The following is a 19,782-nucleotide window of genomic DNA, read 5'->3' as shown; positions in this document are numbered from 1 at the left end:
TTCGCATGGAGAAGACTGCCATCGACGAGGCGGCGCAGAGCGAGATGGGCGACGCCGATCGGCGCAGCCTGTCGGAGCCGCTCGACACCGCGGATCTCGCCATGAACCACTACGCGCTGGAGCCGGGCGAGGCGTTCTCGGGCGGGCTCCACGCCCACCTCGATCAGGAGGAGGTGTTCTACGTCCAGGAGGGGACCGCGACGTTCGAGACCAAGCCCGAGGCCACCGCCGACAGCGATCTCGTCAAGGTGGCGGCCGGCGAGACGATCCGGTTCGCGCCCGGCGAGTTCCAGCAGGGACGCAACGAGAGCGACGAGCGCGTGGTCGCGCTGGCGCTCGGCGCGCCGAAGGACTCGACCGAGGGGCGCGTGCCCCAGCCCTGCCCCGAGTGCGACGAGAGCGACGTGCTCGCGATCACGATGACCGACGACGGGATGGGGCTCGAATGCCCCGAGTGCGGCGCGGCGATCGACGCTGAGGTCTGAGCCACATCGATTGGCCCGGCTGCTGTCCTCACCCGCGGCGATCGGCCGGATCGCCGGTGCCGCCGGTGAGTGCGCTCGCGAGCGCCCCTCGAACCACCACGTCGTCGCCGAACTCGGTGAGTTTGACCTCGGGGACGTTGGTCATCACGAGGTCGTCGAGCCGGTCGCGGATCGGATCGACCACGAGCGCCTCGTTGTTGAGCGCGACCGCCCCACCCACGGAGATCACGAGCGGCGCGTAGGCGTGGACCACGCCCGCCACGCCCATCGCGTTCCACTCCGCGAGGCGCTCGACGACCCGCCCCGCGAACGCGTCCTCGCGGGCGTGGGCGAACACGTCGACGGCGTCGAACGCCTCCTCGTCGATCGGGAGGGCGGTCGCGGGTCGGTCGGCGTCGTTCCAGAGCAGTCGCGCGTACGCCGGGATGTTCGCGCCCGAGCAGTACGCCTCCCAGTGACCGTCGTGGCCACAGCCACAGGTCAGCCGTCCCGCGGGATCGACGGCGTAGTGACCGACCTCGCCCGCGTTGCTGTCCCAGCCGCGGAGCACGGAGCCGTCGACGGTGACGCCCGCACCGATTCCACTGGAGATCGTGAGGTAGACCATGTCGTCGGGGTTGCGCTCGGCGTGGTACCGCTCGCCGATCACGCCCGCGGCGACGTCCTTGTGGAGATGGATTCGATCCGAGTCCACGAGGTTCGCGATCGGTCCCGTGAGCGGAACGGTGTCGACCGCGATGTTGGTCGGCTCGACGATCCCTTCGGTGGGGTCGAGCCGACCAGCGGCGGCCACCCCGACCGCCTCGATCGCTCCCGGGGACGTGTCCGCCGCCACGCACGCCTCGCGGAGACAGTCGAGTATCGTGTCGGTGACCGGGAGTCCCGTCGAGAGGTCGGGCGGGACCGGCCGCTTGTCGCTGCCACGGATCTCGCCGTCGGCGTCGGCGACGACCGCACGGACGTTCGTCCCGCCGAGATCGACGCCGGCGTACCTCGCCATACGTTGGTGGTCGCGCTCGCCGACTTAGTTCCTCGTGGTTCGGTGGCGTGACCAGTCGAGCTGTCAGGACCACGGGAGGAGGTCGAACAGCAGGGCGAACCCGAGAGCGGCGGCCACGGCGATCGCCGTACCGAGAACGATCCCCAGAACGGAAAGCGACGACCCCATCGTCGTCACCGACGACAGGAACACCGACAGCCCGACGAAAAACACCGCGACGAGCACCAGCGACAGCGCCACGGTGCCGACGACGTTCCACAGCGCGTCGTTCACCGCGCGGTACACGACCGGATACAGCTCCTCGTTTGGGCCGTCAGTCGCCATCGTCTCCTTCTCATAGCGATCCGACAAGAGCGTTTCCCCGTCCGGGCGGCATATGCTCGCCGAGCGCGGACACGGGGTGTGATCGATCCCGACCTCACCGGGCGTACAGCGCTCGTCACCGGCAGCGCGAAGGGTATCGGCCGCGAGCTCCTGCTCGCGCTCGCCGAGCGTGGCGCGTCGGTCGCCGTCCACTACAACACCAGCGCCGACGCCGCCGCCGACGTAGCCGACCTCGCGCGCGAGCACGGTGTCGACGTCACGACCGTCCAGGCCGACGTGACCGACCCCGACGCCGTCGACGAGCTCTTCGCGACCGTCGAGGGTTGTTTAGGAAGCGTGGACGTGCTCGTGAACAACGTGGGACGGTTCGCGCCGACTCACTGGGAGGCAATCGACTTCGCGACGTGGAACGCGGTGATGGACACCAACTTCACCGCCACCTATCTCTGCTCGAAGCGCGCGCTGGATGGGATGCGCGAGACCGAGTGGGGCCGGATCGTCAACGTCGGCTACGCGAGCGCCGATCGACTGCTCGTCAGCCCGCAGAACTTCCCCTATTTCGTGGCGAAGGCCGGTGTGTTGATGTTCACCCGGATGCTCGCCGCTGACACCCAGGACGACGGAATCACCGTGAACGCGATCTCGCCGTACGTGGTCGAGAACTCCGAGGTGTTCCCCGACAGCCTGCCTCGTGGTCGACCAGCGAAATTCGAGGACATGTGCCAGGCGATGCTCTTCTTTCTGGAGGCGGACAGCGACTACCTGAGCGGCCAGAACGTCGCTGTCGACGGCGGGTGGCGGCCCGAGCGGGTCTGAGACGGGACGGTCAGTTACGCGACCGGGTAATACTTTTGTGGTATTACGGCCAAGTGCAACCATGAGCAAGGTGACGAGCAAGGGTCAAGTCACGATCCCGAAGCCGATCAGGGAGGAGTTGGGCATCGACCCGGGCGACGAGATCGAGTTCGTCGAAACGGAACGGGGGTACGCCATCGAAAAACGGGTGGATGAGAACCCCTTCGAGAAGTGGCGTGGCGTCGCCGACACCAGCGAAAGCGTCGAGGAGCGCATGGCCGACCTCCGCGGCGAGCGCGAATGAAGACAGTCATCGATACGAGTGCCCTCATCGCGCTGCTGTATCCCGACGACGACCACAACCGCCGGGCCGCCGCCGCGCTCCACGAGGCGTCCACCGACGGCGCGACAGTCATCAACGACGTCGTCTATACCGAACTCGCCGCCGACCCGTACTTCGGTGACGCTGCGGCCCTCGATGGGTTCCTCGACGACACCGGTATCGGTGTCGAACGACCGTCGTGTGAAGCCTCCTTCACCGCTGGAACGGCGTTCGAGACGTATCTCGACCGGCGTGGGGAGAAACTCCAGTGTCCGGCGTGTGGCGAACACACGACTGTTACCTGTCCCGCCTGTGGGACGAGACTCGCACCCCGCCAGCACGTCGCCGCGGATTTCGTCATCGGCGCGCACGCAACCGAGCAGGCCGATCGGCTGCTCACCTTCGACGAGGGATTGTTCAGTAGCTACTTCGACGTGGAACTACTGAGTGTGAACTGAGGATGCAGGATGACTGTACCTTCTGTCGAATCGCCAACGGTGGCGTGCCGTCGTTCAAAATCCTCGAAGACGAGGACATTGTGGCGTTTCTGGACGCGAACCCGGCGACCGACGGCCACACGCTGGTCGCACCGAGAGATCACGCCACGGGACTCACGGATCTCGATCCGGAGCAGACGGCAGCGCTGTTCGACACGGTGCGAACTGCAACGGCGACTATCGAGGACGCACTGGACCCGGCGGGAGTGAACATCATTCAGTCGAACGGCGCGGCCGCGGGTCAGGAGGTGTTCCACGTCCACGTTCATATCGTCCCACGATACGAAGAAGATGGCGTAACTATCGATTTCGAATCGACCGAACTCGATGAAGAACGGGCAGACAAGCTAACGGCCCTTCTCGCGGAACTGCTGTAGCACCGGGATGTATTGGATTTTCGGCATCCGCGCGAGCGAAGCGAGCGCGGTTCACCGCGAGCGACCGCAGGGAGCGAGCGGGGCTTTTTAGTCCAGGTTTTTGCGAGGAGTGGTGGGCGAGCGAAGCGAGCGCACCCGACGAGGAAAAAGTGGACCGACAGGGTTTCACCCTCCGCGCCCGCACCGAAACCCAATGAGTAAGGACGTCATCGAGGTCCGCGGCGCGGAGGAACACAACCTGAAGGATCTCGACGTCACCATCCCGCGCGAGTCGTTTACCGTCGTCACTGGACTCTCCGGCTCGGGCAAGTCTTCGCTCGCCTTCGAGACCGTCTACGCCGAGGGCCAGCGCCGATACATCGAGAGCCTCTCAGCCTATGCACGGAACTTCCTCGGCCAGATGGACAAGCCCCAGGTCGAGAACGTCGAGGGCCTGTCGCCGGCGATCTCGATCGACCAGAAGAACGCCGCCAACAACCCCCGTTCCACCGTTGGAACGGTCACGGAGCTCCACGACTATCTCAGACTCCTCTACGCCCGCGTCGGCACACCACACTGTCCGGAGTGTGGTCGCGAGGTCGGCGAGCAGTCCGCCCAGCAGATGGTCCGGCGGATCTTGGAACTCCCCGAGGGAACCCGGGCAAAGATCGCCGCGCCGGTCGTCCGCGACCAGAAAGGCGCGTTCGAGGACCTGTTCGACGAGCTCGTGAGCGAGGGGTACTCGCGGGTGGAGGTCGACGGCGAAACCTACGACCTCGCAACTGAACAGCCCGACCTCGACGAGAACTACGATCACACCGTCGACGTGGTGGTCGACCGCGTGAAGATCACGGACGACGCCCGCTCGCGCATCACCGACAGCGTCGAGACCGGCCTCGAAGAGGCCGAGGGCGTGCTCAAGGTCATCCTGCCCGACCCGCCCGCCGAGGCCGACATCGGCGGATCGACGGCGCGAGCCACCGGTGACCTCGCGGGCGAGGCCGACGAGCGGTCGGTCGTCGAGTTCTCCGAGGCGCTCGCGTGCACCCACTGCGGGATCGACATCTCGGAGATCGAAACCCGGAGCTTCTCGTTCAATAGTCCGCACGGAGCCTGTCCTGCGTGTGAGGGAATCGGCGAGACCAAGGAGGTCGACGAGGACCTCGTGGTCCAGGACCCCGAGAAACCGCTGCGCGAGGTGTTCGAGCCGTGGAGCTACTCCCGTTCGTACTATCAGACGCGGCTCGACGCCGTTGCGGCCCACTTCGACGTCTCGCTCGACACGCCCTTCGCGGAGATCGATCCCGAGATCCGGGAGGCGTTTCTCTACGGCACCGACGAGCAGGTGGTCTTCGAGCGCCGGACGAAAAACGGCACCCGGCGGAAGGAAAAGCGCTTCGAGGGCGTGATCCCCAACCTCGAACGTCGCCACGTCGAGACCGAGAGCTCGGGCACCCGCGAGCACATCGAGAAGTTCATGGCGACGACGACGTGTCCCGCCTGCGAGGGAACGCGGCTCAAACCAGAGAGTCGCGCAGTGCTGGTGGACGACACGCCGATCACTGCGGTCAACCAGCTGTCGATCGGCGACGCGCTCGCACAGTTCGAGGGGATGGAGGCAGACATGACCGAGCGTGAGCGGACGATCGCCGAGGAGATCCTGAAGGAGATCCGCGCCAGGCTCGGGTTCATGTGCGAGGTCGGCCTGGAGTACCTCACGCTCGATCGCCAGGCGGCGACCCTCTCGGGGGGCGAGTCCCAGCGCATCCGACTCGCCACCCAGATCGGGTCGGGACTCGTGGGCGTGCTCTACGTGCTCGACGAGCCCTCGATCGGGCTCCACCAGCGCGACAACGACCGTCTCCTGAACACGCTCGCCGAACTCCGCGACCTCGGCAACACCCTGCTGGTCGTGGAACACGACGAGGAGACGATGCGCCGGGCCGACGAGGTCATCGACATGGGGCCTGGTCCCGGCAAGCGTGGCGGCGAGGTCGTCGCCCAGGGCACAGTTGACGAGATCGAACGCGCCGAGGGATCGATCACGGGCGAGTACCTCAGCGGTCGGAAGGCGATCCCGGTGCCCAAGGAGCGCCGCGAGCCCGACGGCACGCTCACGATTCGCGGTGCACGCCAGCACAACCTCGACGACCTCGACGTGTCGATCCCGTTGGGGTGCTTCACGGCGATCACCGGGGTCTCCGGTTCCGGGAAGTCGACACTGATGCACGACGTGCTCTACAAGGGGCTCGTCCGCGAGATGAACGACAACCGCTCCGTCGATCCGGGCGACCACGACGCGATCGAATATGATGGAGTCGAGACCGTCCGACTGATCGACCAGTCACCGATCGGCCGGACGCCGCGCTCGAACCCCGCGACCTACACAGGGGTGTTCGATTACGTCCGGAAGCGCTTCGCCGAGACCAAACTCGCCAAACAGCGGGGCTACGAGAAGGGCCGCTTCTCCTTTAATGTCAAGGGCGGCCGGTGTGAGGCCTGCGGCGGGCAGGGCACGGTCAAGATCGAGATGAACTTCCTCTCCGATGTCCACGTCCCCTGCGAGGAATGTGGCGGCGCGCGCTACAACGACGAGACCCTCGATGTGACGTTCAAGGGGAAAACCATCGCTGACGTGCTCGACATGTCGGTCGAGGAGGCCTACGAATTCTTCGAGGCCGACACCCGGCTCGAACGCCGGCTCCAGCTGCTTCGGGACGTCGGTCTGGGCTACATGCGACTCGGCCAACCCTCGACAACCCTCTCCGGTGGCGAGGCTCAGCGCGTCAAGCTCGCCGAAGAGTTGGGGAAGAAACAGACCGGCGACACGCTCTACCTGCTCGACGAGCCCACGACCGGTCTGCATTCGGCCGACGAGCGCAAGCTCATCGACGTGCTCCAGCGACTCGTCGACAACGGCAACACGGTCGTGGTGGTCGAACACGAACTCGACCTCGTGAAGAACGCGGACCACGTGATCGACCTCGGACCCGAGGGCGGCGAGCACGGTGGCGAGATCGTGGCAGCGGACACGCCCGAGGCCCTGACCGAAATCGACAACTCACACACCGGGCGATACCTCCGTGATCTGCTGCCTGGCGTCGACTTGGAGGGGCCGCGTGCGGACCGCCGCGTCGGTGCCGCTGGCGACGACTGAAGTTCTGGGTTCTGCCGCCGATCACTCCTCGACGAGCCGCGCCACGGCGTCGTAGACGTCGCTCCGATCCAGCGCGGAGCGCACGAGCAGCCGACCGCCGATGCTCGCCGGGCTGATGACGGTGTCGGCCCCCGCGCGTTCGAGCTTCGGGACGTTCTCACGGTCGGTCGCGGCCGCGACGATGTACACCTCGCTGTTCAGATCTCGCGCCGTCAGCACCGCGAGTGCGTCCTGGGCGTCGTCGTCGGTCGCGACCACGACTGCCCGCGCGTCGTCGATCCGAGCGCGTCGGAGGGTCTCCTCGTCACTCGGATCCGCGGTGAGGACGTCGACGTCGTGATCGGCCAGCGTCGAGGCTCGATCCGGATCGGGCGTCACGACGAGGAAATCGGCAGCATCCGTGAGCTCCGCGACCACGGGTTCGGTGAGATCGCCGTAGCCGAGCACGAGCACGTGATCTTCGAGGAGTTCGAGCTGGCTCCCGGTCATGCGCCCGAGCGCCCGCGAGAACCGCGCCTCGATCGCGGGGCCAAGCAGCGTCCCGAGCGCGAGCGCGAAACTGCTGGCTCCGAGGAGCACGACCGAGATACCGAACAGCCGCGCGGCCTGACTCGTCGGCACCGCGTCGCCGTAGCCCACGGTGCTCGCGGTCGCGATCGCGTAGTAGAACGCGTCGACGGGTGTTTCGATGGTGGTGAACTCATCACGAAGCGTGTACGCGCCCACCGTCCCATAAACCTGGGTGGCGACGAGCGCGGCCCCAGCCGCCAGCTGTGACGTCGAAACTGAAAGGTCCCGGTCGAACCGTGCGGCGTTCGTGAGCACCACCGGGAGCGTCACGACCGAGAGCACGACGAGCGGTACCGACAGCGAACTCGACTGGAGCAGTCCCTGGAGCGCACCCATCGGGAGGAGTATCGTCGTCGCGTACCACGCGACCCGCAGCCGCCGCCGGAGCCCGAGCGCGCTCACGACGAGCAGAAAGCCGGTGAGTGCGCCCGTGAAACCGGCGGTTCGCTGTACCCACTCCGGAACGAACTGCCCGAGCGGGCCGACGACGCTCCGCGCACCGATGTTCGCGACTCCGGTCGCTACCGACAGCGCGGCGACGGTCGCGGCGAGGAGGACCGTGAGCCGGCCGCCGTGGCGCTGCCAGTACGAACGAACCCACGTGCTGTCCACCCGCGTTGCTACCTACCCACATCGATAAAACTGGACCGATGCCGCGCCGTGGTTCCGCCCGTCTCGCCGTCCTGCCCGCCTCGCCCGCTCCGTCCGCTCGTCCCCCTGTGAACGCCGGTGAAGCGGTGATTCGGCACTCAGACCCGCCAGTACGAGGGGGTGAACACGATGAGAACCGAGAGGATCTCGAGGCGGCCGATCCACATCAACAGCGCCATGTAGACCTTCGCAACCCCCGAGAACGGCAGGAAGTTGTTCATCGGCCCCACGACGCCGACCCCGGGTCCGACGTTGCCGAGCGTCGCGATCGCCGCGCTCACCGCCTCGATGCCGGAGAGTTCGAGGCCGGTCAGGTGGCTGTCGATGTAGAGCACCACCGTCGAAACCGCGAAGATCACGATGAAGAGCACCACAAACACGAACACGCTCCGGATCGTGTCCTCGTCGGTCGGCCCCGAGGGGAGCTCGATCGGCCGCACCGCTTCGGGGTGGATCGAGGTGAAAAGTTCTCTAGCCATCGCCTTCTGCACGAGATACCACCGAATGATCTTGATCGAGCCCGCCGCGGAGCCGGCCGACCCCCCCAAAAACATCGCGAACAGGAGCACGACCTGGCTCGACTGGTCCCAGGTATTGAAATCCATGCTCGCATAGCCTGTCGTGGTCACGATCGCGGCGGTCTGGAAGAGCGCCTGACGCACCGAGTGTTCGATGTCACCGGGGATCGTCGCGACTCCGGAGGGAATCTCATCGAGGCCGACGCCGGCGAACAGCAGGACGGCGAGGAAACCCCCGACGACGCCCATCGCGAGGAGGTACGACCGGAACTCGACGTTGCGTACCAACCGTCCGGGTTCGCCGCGCATGGCGTACCAAAACAGCGCGAAGTTGGTGCCGGCGACGATCATGAAGACGATCACCGCCCACTGGATCGCCGGCGAGAACGCCTCGATGCTCCGCGCTTGCGGCGAGAATCCACCTGTGGGGAGCGTGGTCAATGCGTGCGCGACCGCGCCGTAGAAGTCCATCTCGGGGGCCATGCCGACGAGATGGAGGGCGTAGTACACCACGACCGCGAGCGCCGTGAACCCGACGTAGATGCCCCAGAGCGCCCGAGCGGTGTCCTGAATCCGCGGAGTGAGCTTCTCGATCGACAGCCCGGGCGCTTCCTCGCCGATGACCTGTGCGCCACCGACCGAGAGCTCTGGCAGGATGGCCACCATGAGCACCAGGATTCCCATCCCCCCGATCCACTGGGAGAGCTGTCGCCACAGCAGGATCGATCGGGAGTGCTGCTCGAAGGAGATCTCCGCGAGGACGGTCGACCCCGTCGTGGTGAACCCGCTCATGCTCTCGAAGAACGCGTTCGCCGGGTGGGCGATCGTGCCCTGTCCCGCGAGCAGGTACGGCAGCATGCCGACCAACGGCACGACCAACCACGTGAGGCTCACGAAGAGGAACGCCTCGCGGTGGCCGAGCTGGGCGTCCGATCGGAGTCGATCGAGGGCGACGCCCAGCCCGCCCATCACGATGATCGTCACGAGAAAGGGGAGTGGGTCCTCGCCGTAGTAGAGCGCGACCGCCGCCGGCACGAGCGGCGCGAGCGCCATGTACTTGAGCACCAGCCCGACGAACCCGAGACTCGATTTGTAGTCGGTGTAGATATCGAAATCGAGGCGGAGAGCGTCCGTCACTTTACTCAGCCGGTCGGTGCTCATGCGATTGTGTGGGCGCTCGTCCGACGGATAAGGGACTCGAAACACGGAACGCGAACCGCGTGGCAGCGAGCGTTTCGACGCTCCTCTCAAGCGCCGTTGCCGGTCTGCCGTGCGGTTCGGCGGGAGGGAACGAACCACCGATCGAGGCCACTCAGATGCGGTTCGCCACGGTATCGACGGAGTCGGTCTCGGCGAACGCGACGACGTGATCGCCGACTTCCACCACCGTATCGCCCTGCGGGGTGACGAGCGTCCTGTCACGGGTGATCGCCCCGACGGTCGTCCCGGCCGGGAGGTCGGCGGCGGACTCGCGGATCGGCCGGCCGGCGAGCACGCTGTCCTCGTCGACCTCGATTTCGAGGATCTCCGCGCGGTCGTGGTCGACGAGGGCGACGTTCTCTGGCCGGCCGGTCTGGGTGAACCGGATGATCTCCTCGGCGGTCACGTCGCGCGGGTTGACCGCCGCGTTGACACCCACTTCCTCGAACAGCCGCGTGTCCTCGGCGGTCTCGACCAGTGAGACTGTCTGGCCGACGCCGATGCGCGAGGCAAGCAGGCTGGCGAGCAGGTTCTTCCCGTCGGTTTCGAGCGCGGCGATCACCACGTCGGCGTCGCCGACGTTCTCCCTGTCGAGGAACTCGCGGTCGGTAGGGTCGTTCTCCATCACCGTGGCCGTGTCGAGCGTCTCCGCGAGTTCGCGGGCGCGGTCGGGATCGCGCTCGACGAGTCGCGGGCGGTGGCCACGCTCTTCCAGCATTCGTGCGGTCTCGACCGCGATCTCGCTGCCGCCGAGGATCACGATGTCGCGATCGTCCATGGTGCGATCCGGCGCGAGGTCGCCCGCAAACGTGCGCGTGTCGTCGGGACTCCCGATCACGACCAGCTCGTCGCCGACCTCGATCGTCGTTTCTCCCTCTGGAATCACGATGTCGTCGTCACGAATGACCGCGGCGACCCGCAGGTCGGGGAACCGATCGGTTTCGGTCACCGTCTGCCCCGCCACGGGACTCCCCTCGGGAACGCGGAACTCCGCCATTACCACGCGGCCCTCGGCGAACACGTCGACGTCCCGGGCGGCCGGCAGGCCGATGACCCGGACGATCGTTTCGGCGGCCCGGAGGTTGCTCGACACCATGAAATCGACGTCGAACGCCCCGCCGAACTGCTGCCACGTGTCGCGGTAGTCCGAGCGCTTCACCCGCGCGATCGTGAACGCGTCGCCGACGGTCTTCGCGGTGGCACATGCCACGATGTTGGTCTCGTCGTCGTCGGTGCTCGCGATCAGGAGATCCGCCGCCTCGACGTCGGCTTCCTGTAGCGTCGATAACGACGCACCGTCGCCCTCGACGGGGAGTACGTCGAGCGAGTAGGTGAGGTTCTCGACCCGCTCGGCGTCGTTGTCGATCACCACGACCTCGTGGTCCTCGTCGAGGCTCGCGGCGATCGAGGAGCCCACCTCGCCCGCCCCCACGATCACGACGTTCATCCGCTCGTCCCTCGATCCATACGGAAAGTGGTCCGTGCCGTCGGAAGTGAATTGCCATCCAATGGCTCCGACCGAAGCGTTCGGTGTTGGCCGCGGGGACGAACGTTTTCACCTCCCACCGTGTAGCTCTCGCCATGCCCACGATCCACGTCGCGATGCGGAACGGGTTGCTCACCGCCGAGCGCGACGATATTGCGGAGCACGACGGCGCGGCGTCCGATGGCGCAGCGGCCGACGACGCCTGGCGAACGAGACGCCGCCTCGGAGAGCACGACCTCGAATGCGTCGCGGTTCATCCCGACGCGCCCCATCGAGCTTTCGTCGGGACGTTCGATGCGGGGCTCCACCGGAGCGAGGACGGCGGCGAGAACTTCGAGCGCGTCGGGCGGGACACCATCGGCGAGCACGTGATGTCGCTCGCGGTCCATCCCCACGATCCGGCAACGGTCTGGGCCGGGACCGAGCCGAGCGCGGTCTACCGTTCGACCGACGGCGGCAACTCGTGGGAGCGCCGCGACGGGCTCACCGATCTGCCGTCCTCGTCGGAGTGGTCGTTCCCGCCTCGGCCCGACACCCACCACGTCCGGTGGATCGAACCCGATCCCCACAGCCCGGACCATCTCTACGTCGGGATCGAGGCGGGCGCGCTGGTCGAAACCCACGACGCCGGCGAGACGTGGGAGGATCGCGTCGAGAGCGCGCGCGTCGACAACCACTCCCTCGCCACGCACCCCGACGTGCCCGACCGCGCGTGGTCGGCGGCGGGCGACGGCTACGCCGAGACCCACGACGCCGGCGAGACGTGGACCCACCCTCAAGAGGGCCTCGATCACCGCTACTGCTGGAGCGTCGCGGTTGACCCTGCCGATCCCGACACCGTCCTTCTGTCGAGCGCGAGCGGCCCTCGATCGGCGCACAACGCCGACACCGCCGAGAGCTACGTCTACCGCAAGCGTGTCGACGGCTCGGAGGGGGATGCCGAATCGTGGAAGCGCCTCGACGACAGCGGCCTCCCGACTGGCGAAGGAGTCGTGCGCGCGGTGCTCGCGCGGGGCACGGCCGCTGGCGAGTTCTACGCGGTCAACAACCGTGGCCTCTTTTCGACGACCGACGCCGGCGATTCGTGGACTTCCCTTGAGGTCGAGTGGCCCACGACATTTGAATCACAGACGCCGCGCGGCCTGGCCGTACTTGCCTGACGGGCGGTCACGTCGGCAGTCAGCCCACGCTCGCGATTCGGCTCAATCCTCGAACTCGGTGCGCTCGGTCGTGGGGGTCGGTTCGGCGCGGTCGGCGTAGAACGCGCGGTAGGTCGCCCGATACCGCGCGAGCTTCCGGTAGAGGAAGTAGCCGAAGAACCCGTCGTAGAGCACCACGAACCCGAGCAGCGCCACGAAGGTCGGGACGCCGAGCACCGCGGCCGCGACCTGCGGGACGAACGTGAGGGTGTTGTAGGTCGCGTGGATCAGCGCCGCGATCAGGAGCCCCTTGATCACGATCGGACCGGCGCGATCCCGGTTGAACTTCGCGAGGCCGAGGTAGTAGCCCGCGAAGGCCGAATAGATCACGTGACCTGGTCCGGCGATCGCCCGGAGGGGCGTGACCCCGCCGCCCGCACCGAGCACGTTGCCGATCACCGGCGTCCCGACCGCGTCGGTGATGTAGAGGGCGTTCTCGATGGTCGCGAAGCCGAGGCCGGCGACCGCGCCGTACACCGCGCCGTCGATCACCGCGTCGAAGCGCGAACTCCGGTAGGCGTAGATCCGGACGGCGAGCCACTTCACCGTCTCCTCGACCGGCCCCACCACGAGGTAGAAAAACCAGATCGTCCCCACCACCGGCACCAGGCCGAACACGCCGCCGAGCGCGGAGTTGACCAGCGCGGCGAACCCCGCGAACAGCGTGCCGAGTGCGAACGTCGCGGCGAGCAACGAGATCGGCTCCGCCGAGGTCACGTCCGAGCGCCAGACGAACACCACGAGTGCGAGCGCCGGCAGGATCGACAGCAGCGTGAATCCAGCGACGACGGGGTTCGTCACTCGACTGAGGTCGGTCCGCGACGCCAGCCACAGGAGGATGCCGACCGACGCGAGCACCAGCAGCCACTTGCCGGTCACACGCAGCACGCGATACAGCGTGACCGCGATGCCGTCGAGCGGCGATCGCACCTCCCACGCCGTCACGTCGTAGAGGTCGCGCGTCCCGTCGTCGCGCGCCTGCACCGGATCGTGTCCGTCCACCATACCCGCTTCTCGGCCCGCGGTTCCTAACCGTTGTCCCCGCACCGGAGCGGTATGTGTTTATATAACATTATCGCTTTTAGGCGTAGATTGATAGGCTTCCGCTGGCGAGGCACAGGTCCATGACACCGCGAAGCACGTCACGAGGAATCCTCTACGCGACACTGCCGACCGACGAACCGGACGAGGGGGAATCGACGGCAGCAGCGGCGACGGACGAACCCACGGCGACGGGATCGAACGCCGGCCCCGCTCCGGCGGACGACTGATCCGAGGACTTGCTCTTCCCCGGTCGCCGACTCGCCGAGCGCGAGCTACGTCGACTCGATCTCGACGTACCGCACCTGCACGTCGACCGGGCCGGGATCGACGATCGAGCCCGGGAGGTCGAGGGTTCCGAGCGCGCCGTCGATCCGCCGGTCGAGCGGTGCGGCGAGGGACGCCGTTTCGGTGTCGGGCGGTTGGCCGACGACGACGGTGACGTTCGTCGGCTGGCGCGGCGGCACGGGATCGTCGTACCCGAATCGCACCTCCAACAGGCTGAGCTGGCCGTATTCGGGTTGCCCGAGGAGTTCCTCGACCTCGCCCCGGACCTCCTCCTCGAACGTCGCGGTGCGGTAGGAGTCGTAAGTCACGACGCCGAGAAACAGCGATAGAACGAGGATCGCGGCCACCAGCGCACCGACGCGCTCGCGGGTGGCGCGCCGCGCGGTGTCCTCCTTGAACCAGTGATCCGGTCGGTAGCCCCGATACCAGAGCACCGCGAGCGCGGTCACGTTGATCGAGAGCACGTTCACGAGCACTAACACTGTCGACCCGAGCACGGTCCCGGGCAGCCCCCACGCGATCCCGATCCCGATCACGCCGAGCGGCGGGACGAGCGCGGCCGCGATCATCACGCCGACGATCGCGGCCGACACGCCGGAGGCGAGGCTCGCCGCGCCCGCCACGCCTGCCCCGAGCGCGACCGCGAGCGAGAGGAAGTCCGGCGTGAGCCGGCCCCTGACCTGGCTGATCGCGAGCACGTCGGTGCCCGGCGGGATCACGTTCGTCAGCCTGGCGAGGCCGGCGAACACGGTCGCGGCGACGATCGCGATGCCGAGCCCCACAGCCTGGAGCGTGAGTCCCTCGCGGAACATCCCGCGGTCGTCGACCACGGTCCCGACGGCGGTCGACATCGCCGGCCCGATCAGCGGGGCGATCACCATCGAGCCCACCACGACTGCCGGCGAATCGAGCAGGAGGCCGGCGGTGGCGACCACCGCGCTCACCACCGTCATGACGAGGTAGGTTCCGGTGGTGGGGACGAGCTCCTCGGCGCGGGCGTGGAGCTCCTCGCGCGCGATCCGCTTGTCGGTGTCCTCCTCCTCGTAGCGCTCCGTTAACTGGTCGAACCGGCGCGACACCACGGTCTCGGCGGCGACGACGACCGTGTAGGCGTCCTCGTCGATCCCGGTCTCACGGAGCTCGTCGAGCACGGGTTCGACCGCGGTCGTCGGCAACGGGAAGGAGACCACCCCGGTGAACTCCCGGCCGCTCGTCTCCTCGGTCAGCACGTAGTCGATCCCCTCGTCGTCGAGGGTCCGCAGCACCGCCTCGCGCTTGCCCGCCGGGATCGTCACCTGGACCAGTCGCACACGCGGTGCTCTCGGCGGATGGTCAAATATCCGTGGATGTGCTGTCGCTCGGATGTTGGACTTTCAGTTGCGGCGGCGCGCGGGAGTGCGCTGGAGGCGCACGACTCGCGCGAGGGATGACTGAGCAAGCGAACGGAGTGAGCGAGCGAAGGAATCGGTTGGGGAGGGAGTGGCCTGCGGTCTCTCATTTGCGTCGTGATTTGTCACAGACGAGTTGGCTACCGTCTTTGAATTCGAGACGGCGCTGTCCGAAGCTCTGGCCGAACGAACGCGACACTCGGTAGGGAGAGTTAACCGATCGCAACCGGTACGCCAGTCATGTTCGAGGGACGCCCGAATCGCGGCGCGGAGATCGTCTTCTGTGGTCGGTCGAACGTCGGCAAGTCCACCCTGCTCCGCGAGCTCACGGGCCACGATTTCCAGACTGGAAAGAAGCCTGGCGTCACGCGCTCGCCTGGTCACTACGACTGGAATCCCGAGGACTTCGTGCTCACCGATCTCCCGGGATTCGGGTTCATGTCGGGCGTCGCCGACGACCGCAGAGAGGAAATCAAGACCGACGTCGTCCGGTACATCGAGACCAACGCCGACGCAATCCTCGTGGGGGTGCTCGTGATCGACGGCAAGAGCGCCGTCGACATCATCGATCGCCACACGGAGCGCGGCGACATCCCCCACGACGTCGAACTGTTCGGCTTCCTGCGCGACGTCGGGATCCCCACCGTGGTCGCGATCAACAAGATGGACAAGGTCGACGACCGCGACGAGCGGCTGGACGCCATCTGCGAACGGCTCGGTCTTCCCTCCCCGTGGCAGCAGTGGCAAGAGACGATCGCGCCGGTAAGCGCGAAACGCGGCTCGGTCGGGCCGCTGACCGACGCGATCCGCACGCATCTCCACGACCAGCAACGCGACGACCTCCTGAAGTTCTTCTGACGCACCTTTTTACTTCGTCGGGTGCGCTCGCTTCGCTCACGGGTCGCTACGCTCCCCGTTCGCATTCGAGGTCGCCCGAGAGAGCTTCGCTCCCTCGGGATCTCGAAGTGCCTTCGGCACTTCGACGAGTCGTCGGAAGACCGCCGGTCTTCCGAGATGACGAGACGCCAAAGGCGTCTCGAACCACGCTCACTCCGTTCGCGCCTCGCACCGCTCGCGCACCACTCCTCGTAAAAATCTGCCCCAAAAACTCCCGCTCGCTCCCTCACTTCGTTCGGTCGTTCACGGTACGATCGCTGGCGCTTTCCACGACCGCAACTGCACCGCCCGAGCCCTCGGCGCGCTCCCGACGGCCGCGCGCCTTCGCCCTCGATCCGCCAGGACCGCAACCCGATCCCTCCTCGGCCAGCGAATCGATGGACACCTCCTCGGTGGACGCGGCTGCCACGGTGGTCCGCGCCTCGTCCGAATCGGTCCTCGTCTCGGACGTGCTCGCCGCGTCGGAGCCCGCGTCTCGGTCGCCGACCAGGCCACCGAGACAACCCGAAATCCCGACGACGGGAACCACACCGACGCCCGCCAGGAATCTCCGGCGATCCATGACTCGTCTTCTTCTCCCATCCGCTTAGCCCGTTCGCGCTCGGGCGTCGTCGGCTCACAACCCCCACACCGAAGACGGCGGGGCCCTTCGATCCAGTCGTGACCGGGTACGTCGTCGAGATCAAACCCTCCGCGCGGCGGGCGAGTCGTGACGCTGGCGAGTGGGTCAACGAGTTCGGTCCGCGCCGCGCGTTCGCCTCGAAGGCGCTCGCGCGCGAGTGGGCGCGGACGGCGAGCGCCGACACCCCTGTCTGGGTGCAGGACGCCGCGCCCCACGATCCGAGCCCGATCGACGGCTACCTCGTCGGTGGTCGGCGGACGCGTGGTTCCCTGGCCGAGGCGGGTCGCCAGGCATCACTCGACGGCGCGTGAGCCGAACGCGACGAACACGACGCTTTTGCCCCCGTAGCGCGAACGTCGGGCATGGCCGAGACCACGAACGGGGATCCGGTGATGAACCGGAAACGCGCGGCCCTCGCCGTCCTCCCCTTCCTCGCGATCGGAGTGGCGGACGTCGTTCTCATCCTCCAGATGGGCGTCCGGCCGCTGTGGGGGTTCGCCATCCTGCCCCCGATCCTCTTCATCTGTGTGCTCGCGTGGATCGCCTTCCGCAGCGGGTTCACGGAGCGATAACTCTCTCGGCGCGGATGCGGTGCTGTCGAACTGTTTCGTCGGAGAAGTGCCGGGGGTGAGATTTGAACCACGTCCAGACGGTCCGGCTCGCTGCGCTCGCCGGCTGCGACTGGCCTACTTCAAATCTCGTGCGGCGCGACTCACTCACGGATGCGAGCGCGATGAAACGCGCTCGCGGATGGGTTCGTGAGAAGCGCCGGGGGTGAGATTTGAACTACGCCCGGACGTTCCTGCTCGCTCGCTTCGCTCGCTGTGCGGGCTGCGGCCAGTCTCATTCAAATCTCACGCTTGCCGTCACCTGCTCACGGTTGCGAGAGACACGGAGGTCTCTCGCGTCGTTGTTCGCAGGATGACGCCGGGGGTGAGATTTGAACTCACGAGTCCGTGAGGACAGTTGCTTTCGAGGCAACCGCCTTGGCCAGGCTAGGCTACCCCGGCTCCATCGACCGTTCGCCCGACGCCACTTTATCGGTTTCGGTCTCGCGCGCATCGCCACCGATAAGCGCCTCGATTCCGGGGTACGAGCATGGACGCCACGGACGCCGACGTCGCCGAGGCGGGCGAGGAGATCGACGCGGTGCTCGACGCGCTTTCGGCGACCGTCATCGCCGACCGCGAGCTCTTGGAAACCGTGCTGCTCGGCGTGCTCGCCCGCGGTCACGTCCTGCTGGAGGACGTCCCCGGCACCGGGAAGACCCTGATCGCCCGGAGCGTCGCCCGCACGCTCGGGCTCAGCTTCTCGCGCGTGCAGTTCACCCCCGATCTCCTGCCCGCCGACGTGACCGGCACCCACGTCTACAACGAGGGCACTGGGGAGTTCGAGTTCTCGCCCGGTCCCGTTTTCGCGAACGTCGTACTCGCCGACGAGATCAACCGTGCACCACCCAAAACCCAGGCCGCCCTTCTCGAAGCGATGGAGGAACGCCAGGTCACCGCCGACGGCGAGACCCACGACCTCCCCGAGCCCTTCTTCGTCTTGGCTACGCAGAACCCCGTCGAGATGGCCGGGACGTTCGAACTCCCCGAGGCCCAGGTCGACCGCTTCCTCGTCAAGACCGCCATCGGCTATCCCGACGCGGCGGGCGAGACCGAGCTCCTCCGCCGCCGGGCCGACCGGGATCGTCGGAGTCCGACCGCCGAGGAGGTGCTCTCGGCGGAGTCGGTGCGCGCACTCCAGGCCGTCCCCGAGTCGGTCCGGGTCGAGGAGGACCTCCTCGATTACCTGGTCGCGCTGTCACGGGCGACTCGCGACCGTTCGGCGTGTGACGTCGGCGTGTCGCCCCGCGGGACCCAGCGGCTGTTCGAGGCCACCCGCGTCCGGGCGGTGCTCTCTGGCCGCGAGTACGTCACCCCCGAGGACGTGAAACGGGTCGCGCGGCCGGTGCTCGCCCACCGGCTCGTACTCACGCCCGACGCCGCGGTCGAGGGCGTCGACAAGCGAAGCGTGATCGACGACGTGCTCGATGCGGTGCCGGTCCCGACGGTCTGAGAGGCGACGAGCAGCGGAACACGTGACTGTCGATCCGCCGTCACAGCGCGTCTGGAGTCCACATCCTTCGGAAGCCTCGGAAAGAACGCCCATCGTCCGGATCGCTCCGTGGCGTGCTATCGAACGTCACGACAGATTTATTATCCTCGTTCCGATTGTTCGGTTTACGTCATCCGCTCGGCTGCGGCCGCCGAGACCACCGGGTGACTGGGACCGAAGATGACTCGACTACCACACCCACCGCATGCTGTCGAACCCGACAGCACTGCGCTCGCGTCCGGAGTGCCTGCCGAGGTGCTCCGGAACTTCCCCAGCCGCGATACCGGGGACACGGGGCGTGGTAGGAATGAGTGACTCTTCGGTCGCCACTCTCCCACACGCTCAGTTCGTCCCTGCCCGGATCGCGTAGGGCACTCGTCTTCGACCCCTCGATTCGAACCCGCTCTCGGTGCTCACCGTCGAGCGGGTTCGGTGTGGGCGGGACGTCAGGGAGAACTGGCGTGGTTCTTTTCGACGGTACCGTTCGTCGAGTGGGTTCGATTCGTGTCCCAGCGAGCACCGGGCGAGACTGAGCGACGATCGATGACGGACCAGCCCCCAGCACACGAGAGCACGACCGGCTGACGCGGACGACGCTGTCCGCGCTTTGCCGTTCGCGCAGCAGACGCCGGCGAGGTCGGCGTCCGACCCGCCTGGGGCGGCGTTCGTGTGTCGGCGGGCTTCGCACGCAGGTCGGCCCAGCACGTTCGGCGTGGCTAAGTGAGGTGTGAGGTCCCGATGTCGGGGCCCACGCTCCCGTTGGCCGAGTCGCTGCCAACGCGGCACTCGACCGCCACACCGGGAACCACGAGGCCTCGTGAGAGGCATTGCTGTGGGTCGTCCGCGTGCTGCGGCACCGATCGCATCGCTACCCAACCGCGGCAAA

The 19,782-nt window shown here is 67.1% G+C and carries 20 protein-coding genes and 1 tRNA gene; 12 read left to right on the top strand and 9 right to left on the bottom strand.

Annotation, left to right across the window (positions count from 1 at the left end; translation table 11 throughout):
• The first annotated feature begins 5 nt into the window (after window positions 1-5).
• Window positions 6-485, top strand: a complete 480-nt coding sequence (locus TX76_RS02310; protein WP_049898757.1) for a cupin domain-containing protein — start codon at window positions 6-8, stop codon at window positions 483-485.
• Window positions 486-513: 28 nt separating this feature from the next.
• Here TX76_RS02310 and TX76_RS02305 read toward each other — a convergent pair whose 3' ends face one another.
• The gene (locus TX76_RS02305; RefSeq protein ID WP_049898756.1) at window positions 514-1,485 is read right to left on the bottom strand and encodes an ROK family protein; all 972 of its coding nucleotides are present in this window, start codon (window positions 1,483-1,485) and stop codon (window positions 514-516) included.
• A 63-nt stretch (window positions 1,486-1,548) separates the two neighbouring features.
• Complete coding sequence (locus tag TX76_RS02300; protein WP_049898755.1) at window positions 1,549-1,809, bottom strand: hypothetical protein; 261 nt, start codon at window positions 1,807-1,809, stop codon at window positions 1,549-1,551.
• Window positions 1,810-1,887: 78 nt separating this feature from the next.
• On the opposite strand from TX76_RS02300, the gene TX76_RS02295 reads away from it, so the two are divergent.
• The 5 genes from TX76_RS02295 (at window position 1,888) to uvrA (ending at window position 6,936) form a co-directional block, all read left to right on the top strand.
• The gene (locus tag TX76_RS02295) at window positions 1,888-2,625 is read left to right on the top strand and encodes an SDR family NAD(P)-dependent oxidoreductase (protein WP_049898754.1); all 738 of its coding nucleotides are present in this window, start codon (window positions 1,888-1,890) and stop codon (window positions 2,623-2,625) included.
• 61 nt (window positions 2,626-2,686) lie between these two features.
• Window positions 2,687-2,908 carry an AbrB/MazE/SpoVT family DNA-binding domain-containing protein gene (locus TX76_RS02290; protein ID WP_049898753.1) on the top strand — a complete coding sequence of 74 codons (222 nt, stop codon included), beginning with the start codon at window positions 2,687-2,689 and terminating at the stop codon, window positions 2,906-2,908.
• On the top strand, window positions 2,905-3,384 hold the full coding sequence (locus tag TX76_RS02285; RefSeq protein ID WP_049898752.1) for a nucleotide-binding protein: 480 nt from the start codon (window positions 2,905-2,907) through the stop codon (window positions 3,382-3,384). The genes TX76_RS02290 and TX76_RS02285 overlap by 4 nt, the downstream gene beginning before the upstream one ends.
• 2 nt (window positions 3,385-3,386) lie before the next feature.
• Window positions 3,387-3,800: an HIT family protein gene (locus tag TX76_RS02280; RefSeq protein ID WP_049898751.1), complete on the top strand. Its 414-nt coding sequence runs from the start codon at window positions 3,387-3,389 to the stop codon at window positions 3,798-3,800.
• Between the two features lie 193 nt (window positions 3,801-3,993).
• On the top strand, window positions 3,994-6,936 hold the full coding sequence (gene uvrA, locus TX76_RS02275) for an excinuclease ABC subunit UvrA (protein WP_049898750.1): 2,943 nt from the start codon (window positions 3,994-3,996) through the stop codon (window positions 6,934-6,936).
• A gap of 21 nt (window positions 6,937-6,957) precedes the next feature.
• Here uvrA and TX76_RS02270 read toward each other — a convergent pair whose 3' ends face one another.
• From TX76_RS02270 to trkA, 3 genes are all read right to left on the bottom strand, one after another.
• Entirely contained in the window at window positions 6,958-8,118 is a 1,161-nt protein-coding gene (locus tag TX76_RS02270; RefSeq protein WP_049898749.1) for an NAD-binding protein, read from the bottom strand.
• Window positions 8,119-8,255: 137 nt separating this feature from the next.
• Window positions 8,256-9,836: a TrkH family potassium uptake protein gene (locus tag TX76_RS02265; protein WP_079890727.1), complete on the bottom strand. Its 1,581-nt coding sequence runs from the start codon at window positions 9,834-9,836 to the stop codon at window positions 8,256-8,258.
• Between the two features lie 151 nt (window positions 9,837-9,987).
• Window positions 9,988-11,322, bottom strand: coding sequence for a Trk system potassium transporter TrkA (trkA, locus tag TX76_RS02260; protein WP_049898748.1), 1,335 nt, complete (start codon window positions 11,320-11,322; stop codon window positions 9,988-9,990).
• A gap of 134 nt (window positions 11,323-11,456) precedes the next feature.
• On the opposite strand from trkA, the gene TX76_RS02255 reads away from it, so the two are divergent.
• Window positions 11,457-12,521, top strand: coding sequence for a WD40/YVTN/BNR-like repeat-containing protein (locus TX76_RS02255; RefSeq protein ID WP_079890726.1), 1,065 nt, complete (start codon window positions 11,457-11,459; stop codon window positions 12,519-12,521).
• A gap of 42 nt (window positions 12,522-12,563) precedes the next feature.
• Here the strand turns inward: TX76_RS02255 and TX76_RS02250 are convergent, their stop codons facing one another.
• On the bottom strand, window positions 12,564-13,565 hold the full coding sequence (locus TX76_RS02250) for a PrsW family intramembrane metalloprotease (protein WP_049898747.1): 1,002 nt from the start codon (window positions 13,563-13,565) through the stop codon (window positions 12,564-12,566).
• 119 nt (window positions 13,566-13,684) lie between these two features.
• On the opposite strand from TX76_RS02250, the gene TX76_RS17420 reads away from it, so the two are divergent.
• A complete protein-coding gene (locus TX76_RS17420) occupies window positions 13,685-13,831 on the top strand; it encodes a hypothetical protein (RefSeq protein ID WP_154018975.1) in 147 nt (48 codons plus the stop codon).
• A gap of 45 nt (window positions 13,832-13,876) precedes the next feature.
• On the opposite strand, the gene TX76_RS02245 is transcribed toward TX76_RS17420, so the two are convergent.
• Window positions 13,877-15,199, bottom strand: coding sequence for a TIGR00341 family protein (locus TX76_RS02245; RefSeq protein WP_049898746.1), 1,323 nt, complete (start codon window positions 15,197-15,199; stop codon window positions 13,877-13,879).
• Between the two features lie 318 nt (window positions 15,200-15,517).
• Between TX76_RS02245 and engB the strand changes: the two genes are divergently transcribed.
• Complete coding sequence (engB, locus tag TX76_RS02240) at window positions 15,518-16,135, top strand: GTP-binding protein EngB (RefSeq protein WP_049898745.1); 618 nt, start codon at window positions 15,518-15,520, stop codon at window positions 16,133-16,135.
• Window positions 16,136-16,400: 265 nt separating this feature from the next.
• Here the strand turns inward: engB and TX76_RS02235 are convergent, their stop codons facing one another.
• Window positions 16,401-16,736: a hypothetical protein gene (locus tag TX76_RS02235; protein ID WP_049898744.1), complete on the bottom strand. Its 336-nt coding sequence runs from the start codon at window positions 16,734-16,736 to the stop codon at window positions 16,401-16,403.
• Window positions 16,737-16,834: 98 nt separating this feature from the next.
• On the opposite strand from TX76_RS02235, the gene TX76_RS02230 reads away from it, so the two are divergent.
• Entirely contained in the window at window positions 16,835-17,107 is a 273-nt protein-coding gene (locus tag TX76_RS02230; RefSeq protein WP_049898743.1) for a hypothetical protein, read from the top strand.
• Window positions 17,108-17,158: 51 nt separating this feature from the next.
• Window positions 17,159-17,368: a hypothetical protein gene (locus TX76_RS02225; protein WP_049898742.1), complete on the top strand. Its 210-nt coding sequence runs from the start codon at window positions 17,159-17,161 to the stop codon at window positions 17,366-17,368.
• Between the two features lie 353 nt (window positions 17,369-17,721).
• Here TX76_RS02225 and TX76_RS02220 read toward each other — a convergent pair.
• Window positions 17,722-17,806: transfer RNA gene (locus TX76_RS02220), tRNA-Ser, on the bottom strand.
• A gap of 88 nt (window positions 17,807-17,894) precedes the next feature.
• On the opposite strand from TX76_RS02220, the gene TX76_RS02215 reads away from it, so the two are divergent.
• Window positions 17,895-18,857 (top strand): AAA family ATPase, encoded by a 963-nt coding sequence (locus TX76_RS02215; protein WP_049898741.1) that lies wholly within the window; start codon window positions 17,895-17,897, stop codon window positions 18,855-18,857.
• Window positions 18,858-19,782 lie beyond the last annotated feature (925 nt).

This window comes from Halococcus agarilyticus (genome assembly GCF_000334895.1).
Lineage (GTDB): Archaea > Halobacteriota > Halobacteria > Halobacteriales > Halococcaceae > Halococcus > Halococcus agarilyticus.
Note: the sequence above shows the minus strand (reverse complement) of the source record. Positions and strands in the feature narration are given on the sequence as shown.

Bases quoted from the DNA above. Each gene is read 5' to 3' on its own strand.
- TX76_RS02255 (WP_079890726.1), top strand. From the start codon at position 11,457: ATGCCCACGATCCACGTCGCGATGCGGAACGGGTTGCTCACCGCCGAG.
- TX76_RS02310 (WP_049898757.1), top strand. From the start codon at position 6: ATGGAGAAGACTGCCATCGACGAGGCGGCGCAGAGCGAGATGGGCGAC.
- TX76_RS02290 (WP_049898753.1), top strand. From the start codon at position 2,687: ATGAGCAAGGTGACGAGCAAGGGTCAAGTCACGATCCCGAAGCCGATC.
- TX76_RS02250 (WP_049898747.1), bottom strand. From the start codon at position 13,565: ATGGTGGACGGACACGATCCGGTGCAGGCGCGCGACGACGGGACGCGC.
- TX76_RS17420 (WP_154018975.1), top strand. From the start codon at position 13,685: ATGACACCGCGAAGCACGTCACGAGGAATCCTCTACGCGACACTGCCG.
- uvrA (WP_049898750.1), top strand. From the start codon at position 3,994: ATGAGTAAGGACGTCATCGAGGTCCGCGGCGCGGAGGAACACAACCTG.
- TX76_RS02215 (WP_049898741.1), top strand. From the start codon at position 17,895: ATGGACGCCACGGACGCCGACGTCGCCGAGGCGGGCGAGGAGATCGAC.
- TX76_RS02300 (WP_049898755.1), bottom strand. From the start codon at position 1,809: ATGGCGACTGACGGCCCAAACGAGGAGCTGTATCCGGTCGTGTACCGC.
- TX76_RS02265 (WP_079890727.1), bottom strand. From the start codon at position 9,836: ATGAGCACCGACCGGCTGAGTAAAGTGACGGACGCTCTCCGCCTCGAT.
- TX76_RS02235 (WP_049898744.1), bottom strand. From the start codon at position 16,736: ATGGATCGCCGGAGATTCCTGGCGGGCGTCGGTGTGGTTCCCGTCGTC.
- engB (WP_049898745.1), top strand. From the start codon at position 15,518: ATGTTCGAGGGACGCCCGAATCGCGGCGCGGAGATCGTCTTCTGTGGT.
- TX76_RS02285 (WP_049898752.1), top strand. From the start codon at position 2,905: ATGAAGACAGTCATCGATACGAGTGCCCTCATCGCGCTGCTGTATCCC.
- TX76_RS02305 (WP_049898756.1), bottom strand. From the start codon at position 1,485: ATGGCGAGGTACGCCGGCGTCGATCTCGGCGGGACGAACGTCCGTGCG.
- TX76_RS02225 (WP_049898742.1), top strand. From the start codon at position 17,159: ATGGCCGAGACCACGAACGGGGATCCGGTGATGAACCGGAAACGCGCG.
- trkA (WP_049898748.1), bottom strand. From the start codon at position 11,322: ATGAACGTCGTGATCGTGGGGGCGGGCGAGGTGGGCTCCTCGATCGCC.
- TX76_RS02280 (WP_049898751.1), top strand. From the start codon at position 3,387: ATGCAGGATGACTGTACCTTCTGTCGAATCGCCAACGGTGGCGTGCCG.